General features: G+C 54.4%; 9 protein-coding genes. 6 read left to right on the plus strand and 3 right to left on the minus strand.

Annotation, left to right across the window (positions count from 1 at the left end; translation table 11 throughout):
• Nucleotides 1-115: 115 nt before the first annotated feature.
• Together ABFX23_RS12720 and ABFX23_RS12725 are read right to left on the minus strand one after the other, a co-directional pair.
• Complete coding sequence (locus tag ABFX23_RS12720; protein WP_346033400.1) at nucleotides 116-436, minus strand: hypothetical protein; 321 nt, start codon at nucleotides 434-436, stop codon at nucleotides 116-118.
• Nucleotides 437-756: 320 nt separating this feature from the next.
• A complete protein-coding gene (locus ABFX23_RS12725; RefSeq protein ID WP_346033401.1) occupies nucleotides 757-1,221 on the minus strand; it encodes a helix-turn-helix transcriptional regulator in 465 nt (154 codons plus the stop codon).
• A 355-nt stretch (nucleotides 1,222-1,576) separates the two neighbouring features.
• Between ABFX23_RS12725 and ABFX23_RS12730 the strand changes: the two genes are divergently transcribed.
• From ABFX23_RS12730 to ABFX23_RS12755, 6 genes are all read left to right on the plus strand, one after another.
• Entirely contained in the window at nucleotides 1,577-2,539 is a 963-nt protein-coding gene (locus ABFX23_RS12730; RefSeq protein ID WP_346033402.1) for a P-loop NTPase family protein, read from the plus strand.
• 151 nt (nucleotides 2,540-2,690) lie between these two features.
• Entirely contained in the window at nucleotides 2,691-3,563 is an 873-nt protein-coding gene (locus tag ABFX23_RS12735) for a hypothetical protein (RefSeq protein WP_346033403.1), read from the plus strand.
• The gene (locus ABFX23_RS12740) at nucleotides 3,536-6,742 is read left to right on the plus strand and encodes a helicase-related protein (protein ID WP_346033404.1); all 3,207 of its coding nucleotides are present in this window, start codon (nucleotides 3,536-3,538) and stop codon (nucleotides 6,740-6,742) included. Before ABFX23_RS12735 ends, ABFX23_RS12740 begins: the two co-directional genes overlap by 28 nt.
• A 2-nt stretch (nucleotides 6,743-6,744) precedes the next feature.
• Entirely contained in the window at nucleotides 6,745-8,475 is a 1,731-nt protein-coding gene (locus tag ABFX23_RS12745) for an Eco57I restriction-modification methylase domain-containing protein (RefSeq protein WP_346033405.1), read from the plus strand.
• 29 nt (nucleotides 8,476-8,504) lie between these two features.
• Nucleotides 8,505-9,110, plus strand: a complete 606-nt coding sequence (locus tag ABFX23_RS12750; protein WP_346033406.1) for a C-terminal helicase domain-containing protein — start codon at nucleotides 8,505-8,507, stop codon at nucleotides 9,108-9,110.
• A gap of 611 nt (nucleotides 9,111-9,721) precedes the next feature.
• Nucleotides 9,722-10,213, plus strand: a complete 492-nt coding sequence (locus ABFX23_RS12755; protein ID WP_346033407.1) for a GIY-YIG nuclease family protein — start codon at nucleotides 9,722-9,724, stop codon at nucleotides 10,211-10,213.
• A gap of 302 nt (nucleotides 10,214-10,515) precedes the next feature.
• On the opposite strand, the gene ABFX23_RS12760 is transcribed toward ABFX23_RS12755, so the two are convergent.
• The gene (locus tag ABFX23_RS12760) at nucleotides 10,516-10,842 is read right to left on the minus strand and encodes a hypothetical protein (RefSeq protein WP_346033408.1); all 327 of its coding nucleotides are present in this window, start codon (nucleotides 10,840-10,842) and stop codon (nucleotides 10,516-10,518) included.
• Nucleotides 10,843-11,030 lie beyond the last annotated feature (188 nt).

Genomic DNA, 11,030 nt, shown 5'->3' on the forward strand with positions numbered 1-11,030 from the left:
ACCGAGCGACGATGCGCTCCACGATCTACACGGGTATCGACATAATTGGCTTCCGCGTAAGCGATCGCCGATCGAGCATCATGGCGAGTTGTTGGTCGCAAATACCTGAGGCCTCTTACACGCTATATATCCGATGACCGGCGGCTCCCCACCGCCGCAGGAACTCTATCGTGTCGCGCACATTGTAGCCGCCATCGCCATTTTCTTGAAAAAGCATTTCGAATTCATCGGCGATTGCGAGTGCGGCCTCGGGCTCTAGGACAGCCTCATCATTGATTCTGTCGTCTTCGCCAAAAGAACGCCAAGCGAGGTCTTCTTCTTCGATCCAACCGGGCTTTTGCTTTTCAATCCTTCGGGCTTCATGGCGAACTGAACTGCAATTAACTGAGTCGATCGATTTTCCAGTTTTGCCCCGAACTTGATAGTATTGGCCCATAAATTATCTCCATTTCACTTCTATTAAGCAGCAGGCAATTTTCTAAATATTCTTTCGAGCGGAAATGACCTCCTTAAGCTCATCACCATGGCGGTAGATCGTCGTCGGGGCGGGGATCGGAGGGGCGGCTGATGATCTGCGGCTCCTTATTCACCCACCTAATGAGGGGCTTTGCGGGCACGAACTTCTTGCCCTTCGCCCTCTTCTTCCGCTTACCCTTCCTTTGCTTAGGTCGCTGCTCGCAGGGTCGATCTTCAAATGCGTCCCGGCGTTCATACCAAGCGAAATAGACTCGGCGGGGCTTCGACCAATCGAGGTTCCTACCCACGCTCACCCGCCTCGTCGTCGGCACGGTCGAAGCCAGCGTATTTTACCTTGAACATCACCGCATCGCCTACGGAGTGAAACCAGAGCCGAACCGTATCGCCGTGCACTTCAAGTTTCCGGATGAGAGCAATGTCATCCTCTATGGTGACACTCCCATCTTCATTCTGGAAACGCTTGGGCTCCTTTAGAGAGGCGCGGCGGAACGAACGAAATCCCATCTCGATGACGGCGGCATCTTCGGGATGCCGTCCTATCGTTCCGGCATTCTGCCGCCACCACGCATTTACCGCATCGGCATCCCACACCATTGCGCGCCCATCCCGGTCAACGGGTCGCGGAAATGGATGTCCGAGCAAACTGTCGGGGTCAGGGCAGTCGATTGTCGGATGCGATTCCATCCAGCGATAGATCGACTTCTTCGATGCGCCTGTGAGCGAAAGGAGGTCTTTGAGTTTCATATAGGGCCATTAACTCTTGTGTGTCCTGACACACTACGCAAACCTCATACATCGGTCAATATATTTCGTAATTACAAGCTATATCAGATAACCAAGAGGGCCATGAAGACAAAGAGGGTCTTGACGCTGCCATCTCGTGACCCTATAGAGTGATTCGGATGGCCATCCCGCTGCCACTTCTCGTGGTGGAAGTTCACCCACCGGGTGAGCACTCGATCTCCCACTGGGGGATCACAACCAACCTGATGTCACCCCACCGGGGCGTCATCATCAATGCGGCCTTCGGGCCAAACTACCATTCGCTCCCACTGGGGGCGCAATTGACCAAAGCAGGGTAGCTACCCTCACACGCGGGATGACGAAGATGACGACGAAACTGCGACCACCAACTAAGCGAGCACAACAGAAGTGGCTCGATGCGCCGAATACCAATCCAATCGCCCGACGCATGCGCGCTGCCGAGTTCAAGCTCGGCGACCTCGGCTCGACCGGAGGCGTCGGTCTTCGCGCCGTCTATCTCTGTGGGCCACCGGGAATCGGGAAGACCCACCAGATCATTGCTCAAGAGCAGGCGTGGCGAGACCAAGGGATTAATCCGATCCGAGTGCGCCCGTCCAATGTGCGCGATCTGATCGATCACTTCGCCGAGGCCGACGGGCTTCGCCCGATCGTTATGGAAGAGGCAGATATTATATTCCGGTCGAAGCCGATGTTTGAAGTGCTCAAGCAGGCGACCGACCCACTTACTCCTGATCATCTCTATCGCATTGTGGTGATCGAGAAAGAGAAGGTGCAGGTGCCGGTCAATCTCAATGTGCCAATTATCGTTTCGACGAACATGGACCTGACGAGCGACGATGGCTGGGACAAGGACCTCCTTCCTGACCGGGACGCCTTGTTCAACCGGTCTTGGCCTGTCGTCTTCCCCGACGATCCGATCGCTCTTTGGCAGTGGAGCATATATCTTGCTCTCACGACCTTTCTCACGATGGAAGTGATGCTCCGTCATCCCAACGGCGGGCCTCCGATCCCTCAGGAAAATCCATTGGCGGTGCAGGCGCAGGCGATCGAATGGTTCACCGAGAATCTTAACAGGCTTGCCGTGATCAGCCCGCGCACCTTGAAGTTCATCGCCCAATGCATGGGCCGCGCTCACCGCAAGGATATGCCGGAAGCGATCATGCAGGACGAGCTTGAGGGGCTCTTGCTTCCGGAACGCAGCGATCCGGTCGTCATTCCTCGCAATGAAAATTGGGCAGGTTTGCTGCGTTTTCTTCCAAAGCAGTCGCCACCGGCGCGCCTGTTGCGCGCGGCCTGATCCCCGCACCAACCATAAATACCAACGCCATCGGGCATGGGCCGATGAGCGCTTACGCACCGAATAAATAGCGAGGGCGAAAGTCCAACGCATGTTCCTGCGCGAGCGTCGTCGAGCCCGAGCCTAGGCGGCGCTCAACCGGAGAACATGCATGAACGACAATACCGACTTTTTCCTACGCCAGTTCGGCATAGGCGACGCCCCGGAGCCGGGGCTCGGATCAAGCCCCAACATTGACCTTTATTCTCAACAAGCATCGGTTCTCGACCTACCGACCGCCTTTGCCATGGTGGCCGAATCTTGCAAGCGCGATCCCGCCATGGCGCAACGACTGATCGACATGATCGGGATCGACAAGCTCGACGCCGCGAAAGCACGCAAAGCTCCTGTTCGTATGCCGACTTCACGCATACGGACGATAGAATGTTCGATCGCCTATTCGCCCTCGCGCGCCCCGGCATTCAGCAAAGACGGCAAACCTCGGCGGAGCAGGCCAGATCGCGACAAGTTGCCCTACTTTGTCAGCATCCAGATCACCGATCCCAATTCTCGCGGTCTGAGTGATCCGGCGTGGCGGGGAGCGGCTCACCTTCGCACGCCCGACCGAGCCGCCAAAGATGCTCGCCGGAATAATCACAAGACCTCACTCTCAATGGACTATGTCGAATGGCTCGATTCCATCGTCATCCCGATCGCAAAATCCGATGGCTACATGGTCGGCTTCCTGATGGATAAGAGAAAAGGCGAAGGCACCTATTTCCACGAGTTTCAGGTGATCCTCGTGGCGCAGGATGAACTTGAGAGGCGAGCGCTCAGAAGCGCTACGATTCTCTCCTTGGAGGCAGACGGAAATACGAGGGCAATTCGCTTGCCACTGTTCTCGACGACCACCGGAAAAGGAAAGCCCCTGTCGAAGTGCTTTATCCTGCAATCCCGAGGTGTGCGTGCACCGGGAGAGCGAAGCGAATGGGCAATGCATGTCGGCTCTTGGTCGGAATGCACCAGTCGCCCGAAAGAGGTCTGAGGGAACGGCTAGCATCTGCTTTTCGCGATGAGGGGATCGATAACGCTCGTGCGCTCGAACTAAAAAAGGCACTCGCGGAGGAATTCCGTGAGCAACTTTCCATTGGCACGCCGTCCAATGCCGACGAAGCTGGCCTTCGTCGATTGGCGAGGCAAATTCGCTTTGGCAAGGTCGTCGTCAAACTGTTCCTGCGTCACCCCCTACACGCGAAACTCTACCTTCTCCACAGACCGGACCCGGTTAATCCAAAGGTTGGCTTCGTTGGAAGCAGCAACCTCACTTTCGCAGGATTATCATTTCAGGGTGAACTCAATGTCGATGTGATGGATCATGACGCCTGCGACAAGCTCGCCGCATGGTTTGAGGCGAGATGGTCGGATCGCTGGTGCATCGACATTTCTGATGAGTTGGCGACGATCATCGAGGAGAGTTGGGCCGGTGAATCGTTGGTCCAGCCATACCATGTCTATCTCAAGATTGCTTATCACTTGGCCCAAGAGGCGAGGCTTGGCCAATCCGAATTCCGCATTCCATCGGTCTTTGGCGATAAGCTTTTTGATTTCCAGACTAGCGCGGTGAAAGTCGCCGCCCACCACCTTAACAAGCGGGGTGGAGTGGTGATCGGTGATGTCGTCGGATTGGGGAAGTCGATCATGGCTTCCGCTCTCCTAAAGATTCTCGAGGAGAGCGATGGGCGAAGCCTCATTATCTGCCCGAAAAACCTCGTTGAGATGTGGGAGGATTATGTCGAAACCTATGATCTCTCCGCAAAGATCGTCTCCCTCTCCCGCGTCGAAAGCGAGCTTCCTGAACTGCGTCGCTATCGAACGGTGTTGATCGATGAGAGCCACAACCTCCGCAACCGCGAGGGTAAGAGATACAAGGTTATCGAGGACTACATCCGGTCAAACGACAGCCAGTGCATCCTTTTGTCCGCGACGCCATATAACAAGTCCTTCATCGATCTATCGTCCCAGCTTCGCCTCTTCATCGAGGACGATCAGGACATCGGTTTGAGACCCGAGGCCATGATCAGGGCGATCGGGGGAGAGACTGAGTTCGTCCGGAAGCACCAGTGCAATGTCCGGTCAGTTCCGGCGTTCGAGAAAAGTGACCAAGCGGATGACTGGCGGGAATTGATGCGCCTTTACATGATCCGCCGAACACGCGGATTTATCATTCAGAATTATGCGCAAACCGACAATGCGACAGGCAGGAAATATATCACCTTCTCAGATGGAACTCGTTCCTACTTTCCTGTCCGAGAACCGAAGTCGGTCAAGTTCCAGATCAACGACGATGATCCGTTTGACCCCTATGCAAAGGCATATTCGAACAAGGTGGTGTCGGCGATCGATAGCCTCACGCTGCCGCGCTATGGTCTTGCCAACTACCTAAATCCCGACCCGAAAAATCCTCCTACGCCCATGGAGGATACCATCATGGATGGATTGGGTCGTGCCGGAATCCGGCTGATGGGCTTCTGTAAGACAAACCTGTTCAAGCGCCTCGAGAGCGGTGGGCCTGCATTTATCCAGTCGCTTGAACGACACATCATGCGCAATCTCGTCTACCTCCATGCGCTCGAGAATGACCTTCCGGTTCCGATTGGCACGCAAGACGCTGAGCTTCTCGACATGTCTGATGAAGACGCTGACTCGGATGCAGTTGGATCACTCTTCGAGAGCGGCGAGTATGGGGGGCAGGAAACCGAACAAGACCTTGCGTCGGCGCAACTTGAACGGCTGCGCGAGCAGGCAGCCGTCATTTACGGCGTCTATGCAAACACCAAGAAGCGTCGGTTCAAGTGGCTCAAAGCAAACCTGTTCAAGCGCAAACTCGCGAATGATCTCAACAAGGATGTGAGTGTTCTGCGCGAGGTATTGGATTTCTGCGGCGAATGGGATGAGGCTCGTGACACGAAGCTCAAAGCCCTCATCGAACTTGCTCGGGTGAATCACCCCACCGACAAAATTCTCGTCTTCACCCAATTCGCGGATACGGCCCGATACCTTGAACAAGCTTTGCAGAAGGCCGGTGTCAGTTCAGTCGCTGCGGTGACAGGCGCATCGGAGAACCCGACCCGGCTTGCGTGGAGGTTCAGCCCGAAGTCAAATCACAAGGAGAAGGTGGCGCAGGCCGAGGGTGAGCTACGCGTCCTCATCGCTACGGATGTCCTCTCCGAAGGCCAGAACCTCCAAGATTGCGCAATCATCGTGAACTTCGACCTGCCATGGGCAATCATCCGGCTCATTCAAAGAGCAGGTCGCGTTGATCGCATTGGCCAACAGGCAGACACCATCCATTGCTATTCTTTCTTGCCCGCCGATGGCGTCGAGCGGATCATACGGCTTCGTTCTCGCGTGCGCGCGCGACTGAAAGAAAACCAAGAGGTCGTGGGCTCGGATGAGGCGTTCTTTGAGGACGACGATGGGGATAATCCCATCCAAGACCTCTACAGCGAGAAAGCAGGTATCCTCGACGGCGACGATGACGGCGAAGTCGATCTCGCGTCCCACGCCTTTCAAATTTGGCAGAACGCAATTGCTGCGGACCCCAAGCTCAAGAAGCTCGTCGAGGATTTGCCGGATGTTGTTTATGCCACGAAATCGCTGCCCCCAGTTCCCGAAGCGAAAGAAGGCGCGCTCGTCTATATCCGGACGCCCGATGACAACGACGCCTTGGCATGGGTCGACCGAGATCGTGAGATTCTCACCCAGTCACCACTGGCCATCCTTCGCGCCGCCGAATGTTCGCCCGAGGAACCGGCGTTAGAGCGGACGGAATTCCATCACGAGATTGTCCGGGCCGGGGTGGAGCATCTCGTGCAGGAAGAGCGAACTACGCATGGCGCTCTGGGGAGGCCGTCAGGCGCGCGCTTCAAGACCTACGATCGGCTCAAGCGCTTTCTCAAGAGTCAAGGAAACGAGCGCTCACTCTTCGTCACGGACCAATTCGTGCGTGATGTCGAAAAGGCGATGGCGGACATCTACGAGCATCCGATGTTCCAATCGACGATCGATACGCTGAATCGCCATCTCAAGATCGGCATCAACGATCAGAAGCTCGCCGAAATGGTAATCGCGTTTCGAGAGGATGGACGCTTGTGCATGAAGCAGGACAAGGATGAGGCTAGGGACGATATGCGGGTCATCTGTTCAATGGGGCTGAGGGGCTAAGGATGGCGATTGATAAGCCTCGTGCAGCGGTGCACCTCAAGGCGTTCGACTTCTCAACGCTCTTCGTTGAGGAGCTAGGCTGGGACCGCCCCACTTCGCGCCAGACCGAAACGGTCGAAGTGGGCCGTCAACAATTCACGCTCAGTCCGATCGCGGACAAGCGTGGCGTGCGGATATTCCAATGTCCAGAAATTCCAGACCGTGCGACCAGACAGCGGATCGAGCGTGAGATCACCAAGCTCGTCTACGAGCATTTGATCATCTTCACCGACAGCGATGAGACCAAGCAAATCTGGCAATGGGTTGCCCGCGAGAAAGGCAAGCCCGCAGCATTTCGCGAGCATCTCTGGCTGGCTTCGACTGCACCCGACGCCCTGCTGCAAAAGCTCGATCACATCTCCTTCACGCTGAGCGAGGAAGAGGGCCTTATCTTCGAGAAATACATCAACCAGAAGCAGATGGGGGCCTACTACACCAAGGAGGACATCACCGATTACATCACAAAGAGTACGGTCGTCCCGTGGCTGTTTCAGAATGCCATTGGCCATGACAAGGTAGCGTTCGAACCCGGTGGGTTCGTCTGGCGCTTGCTGTCCGAAAACCCGGACAATTACATCTATCCGTCTGTCCGCCATGGCATGGACAGCCCGCTTCCAGAAGAGATCGCAGCGGGTATCGCGGATGTTTCTCAACGGGGTGACTGGAACAAGACGGCACCGCGCGAATTCGGCCTGCCTACCGAAATTTGGCGCGAAGTTGTTGCACGCCGACAGCGCTATGAGGCGACACGATCAAAGGCGGCAACCGGTGAGATCACGAGCATTGAGGATTTCATCACCTACAATCTCGACATCCGGCAGTTCGCTCGCGATGTGATCCAGTATGCCGAAAGCCCTGATGTGGTGCGGGCCTTCTGGAAGGGAATATCCTCGATAAAGATACTCGACCCCGCTTGCGGGTCAGGCGCGTTCCTCTTCGCCGCGCTCAACATACTATATGATCTTTACGATGCATGCCTTGAGCGGATGGAGCAATTCGTGGCCTCAGCACCGCCCAATAGCCATGGGCGCGGGCAGCATTACTCGGATTTCCAAAGTGTGCTCGCTCAGATCGCGCAACACCCGAACCGAGACTACTTCATCTACAAATCGATCATCATCGCTAATCTCTTTGGTGTCGACATCATGGATGAAGCCGTTGAGATTTGTAAGCTCCGCTTGTTCCTAAAGCTTGCTGCTCAGTTGGAAGACCCAAAAAAGATTGAGCCCCTCCCTGACATCGATTTCAATATTCGATCTGGCAATTCTCTCGTTGGATTCACATCGATCGAAGAGATGAGGGAAGCTGCTACCGCCAATGGCTTCGATTTCCACGACGGAGCCGAGACGATTGAAGCAACGGCACAAGACCTCGATCAGGCGTTTCGCCTCTTCCGAGAGCAGCAGACGACGCTGAATGGAAGCATAGAGGCATCGCATAAGGCTGACCTTCGTGAAAGGCTCAAGGTCTTGGGCCGACAATTGAATCAATTTTTGGCTCGAGATCATGGGTTATCGGGTGGCGATGGCACAATCTCGGAGGCAACGCTTGCTGCGTGGGCAGAGAGCCACCGACCGTTCCATTGGTTAATTGAGTTTTACGGGACGATGAAAAATGGGGGATTTGACATCATCGTCGGCAATCCACCCGAGCAGTCATTGCTCGCACTGCATTCGATGTATTCGCGCATGTGAAGACAGCCCATCTCAACGAGCAATCGCGAATGACGCAGGCGATATGCAGTGCGGTTGGTGCCACTTTCTACCGTGGCGACTTGCTCGTCTGCAAAAAGGCCGTGCGGGATGAGAGTTGGCGCAAAGCCCGATCGCCATTTTTCGTGAATGGGCGCGAAGTTCCGCGTATTTGCTTCGATCAGATCGGCGAGCCAGCGCAGTATTCGGCAAAATATGGGGGATTCATCCGCTTCAAGTCGGCCCACCTCATTACCAAAGTATTGGACGAACTGGCGGGATCATATGTCGAACCGAACGAAGTAGTTGTTCTCACCCCATACAGGGCGCAAGTCGCCCTCATCAGATCAATGATCAGACGCAGCCATCCCGAGGTAAGCGTCAGCACAGTTCATCGCGCGCAGGGAAGTGAACGCACCTTGGTGGTCTTCGATCCAGTCGATGCGTCGAGCAGCTTTTTCGCAGGTCGCGAGGGGGATCGACTGGTCAATGTCGCCATCTCACGCGCTAAGGCCCATGTGGTAATTCCCTTTCATCAGAACGACCTTAAAAAGCCTGCCTTGAAGAAAATTCACGGGCAAGCGACGAAGCTCTGGCAAACGGCAGGCCGATATTCGAAACCGTTCAGCTTTCAATGAGAAATTTCAGGTTTCGGTTTCCTCGCAGGATGAGCCTCAAATCAGAATCCGCAGTATTCAAAATTCCTAGCCCGCAGAATCGCGAAGACAAAGTCCATGCCGCGAAAGATCAATGGTGCCGCACAACAGATTTCGATCCATTCGCGAGCAGCGAGCCGCTCGAATAAGTATGCCTTCATTCGCTAATTTTTCGTTGAATCGGGGCCAAGAAGTAATCTTAACACCTCTTTGCCCGCTTAATATTCATTTTTATAAATTACAAATCTGAAAAAATCAGTATTTAAATAATGTGAATATCAGCCATCAGGTATAGTGTGAAGCCTTATCTTATCGAAAGAGGTATGAGTTCACATGAATAATCATAGTAATACTATTTATGAGCCAATCTATGTTACAATTATTGGAAAGCGTATTTCCGCCTTTAGGAGTCATCGTGAGGCCCTCGATGACCTAATAGACTATTATAACTACGATATAGAAAATGAGGATGACCTGCTGCCTGAAAACGCGACTGAAGAAGAAGCGCTCGACGCCTTTGAGAGTATAGGAAGGTCGGTCGGGCTTCACGAATGCTAACCGCCAGTCAGTGAGTTATTTGAAGGATACCATGAATGAAGCAGCAATTTTCTCGTTCGCAACTTGAGACTGACGGTTTTGTGGGATGGATGACCTTCGATTACCTCTCCGCTGCCGATCCGTGCCCGACTTCCGGCGGGGTATATGTCGTCATCCGAACAGATCAGAACCCGCCCTGTTTTCTGGATCAGAGTTGCGGAGGCTGGTTCAAGGACCGCGATCCCACCGTTCCGCACGGAACCCTTGTCGCGAACTGGGTCGAAGATGCCGAGGTGGTCTACATCGGAAAGGCGAATAACCTGCGCAGGCGTTTGAGCGAGTTCGCCAAGTTTGGGGCCGGGAAAAAGATCGGACACTGGGGCGGTAGATTAATTTGGCAATTGGGGGAGTCATCTACTCTCTTGGTGGGGTGGAAGGAGACATCGGGGCTCGAACCTGCCTTGGTCGAGGCCAAGATGATTGCCGATTTCCGTGCTGCCTATGGCCACCCTCCATTCGCTAATGACCCGCACCGAATGGGAGCTTGATGCGTTTGGCGCTTGCAAGAAAAAAATGAACTAAAAGAACTACTTGACGGATTTTTGAACTGATGAGAGCCTTTCCAATCGCAGGGAAAGGCGGCACCAATGTCATACAAGGTTCAATATATGTCTCGCGGTTCGTCCCTCTGGCAGACTGCCTCGAGCGGATGGGGTTCCGAAGCGCAGGCGATCTTCGACGCGAAGTTTGTCGCTAAGCGCCCGAACTACGAAAAGGTGCGTGTGGTTGATGCAAGCGGATCGGTGAGGTGGCTGGGCTGAGTTCAAGCCCATAAGTTGTGATCGGGTCATCAAAACCAAGATAAGTAGAGCGCCAAGTGGCTGGGCTCGGCGAAGTTTACTTTACCAACTTCAAGCCAAGTGCCCAAAATTGGATCGATAACCCCAACGAGATCAACGCTCACCGCACCATCGCACCAAGTCGAGACAAACTCGGTCCATTTCTCATCGCAAACGATACTGTCCAAAAGCATGGTGCCCGTAGATGCGTTTTCGTTGAAACTGTATCTCGGCTGTGACCGGGCGATTGTAGATTCGCCGTGAACAGAGGGACCATCTCGATAAAGGATCGCAGTTGCACCCATACTCAACGGGCTTTGTCCGACTATCGTGATCATAGTGGACCTTACTACGCTCTCTTTCTTCTAAACAGGAATGGCTTCGAGCGATCAAATGTATGCAACTATCAGTTGCACGGATTTCTCCCTACCTCTGACATTCGCCATGATGCTCGGTCGGCGATCGCTTACGCGGAAGCCAATTATGTCGATACCCGTGTAGATCGTGGAGCGCATCGTCGCTCGGT

The sequence above is a fragment of the Erythrobacter westpacificensis genome (assembly GCF_039542285.1).
Classification (GTDB): domain Bacteria; phylum Pseudomonadota; class Alphaproteobacteria; order Sphingomonadales; family Sphingomonadaceae; genus Alteraurantiacibacter; species Alteraurantiacibacter westpacificensis.

Bases quoted from the DNA above. Each gene is read 5' to 3' on its own strand.
- ABFX23_RS12720 (WP_346033400.1), bottom strand. From the start codon at position 436: ATGGGCCAATACTATCAAGTTCGGGGCAAAACTGGAAAATCGATCGAC.
- ABFX23_RS12725 (WP_346033401.1), bottom strand. From the start codon at position 1,221: ATGAAACTCAAAGACCTCCTTTCGCTCACAGGCGCATCGAAGAAGTCG.
- ABFX23_RS12730 (WP_346033402.1), top strand. From the start codon at position 1,577: ATGACGAAGATGACGACGAAACTGCGACCACCAACTAAGCGAGCACAA.
- ABFX23_RS12735 (WP_346033403.1), top strand. From the start codon at position 2,691: ATGAACGACAATACCGACTTTTTCCTACGCCAGTTCGGCATAGGCGAC.
- ABFX23_RS12740 (WP_346033404.1), top strand. From the start codon at position 3,536: ATGCACCAGTCGCCCGAAAGAGGTCTGAGGGAACGGCTAGCATCTGCT.
- ABFX23_RS12745 (WP_346033405.1), top strand. From the start codon at position 6,745: ATGGCGATTGATAAGCCTCGTGCAGCGGTGCACCTCAAGGCGTTCGAC.
- ABFX23_RS12750 (WP_346033406.1), top strand. From the start codon at position 8,505: ATGACGCAGGCGATATGCAGTGCGGTTGGTGCCACTTTCTACCGTGGC.
- ABFX23_RS12755 (WP_346033407.1), top strand. From the start codon at position 9,722: ATGAAGCAGCAATTTTCTCGTTCGCAACTTGAGACTGACGGTTTTGTG.
- ABFX23_RS12760 (WP_346033408.1), bottom strand. From the start codon at position 10,842: ATGATCACGATAGTCGGACAAAGCCCGTTGAGTATGGGTGCAACTGCG.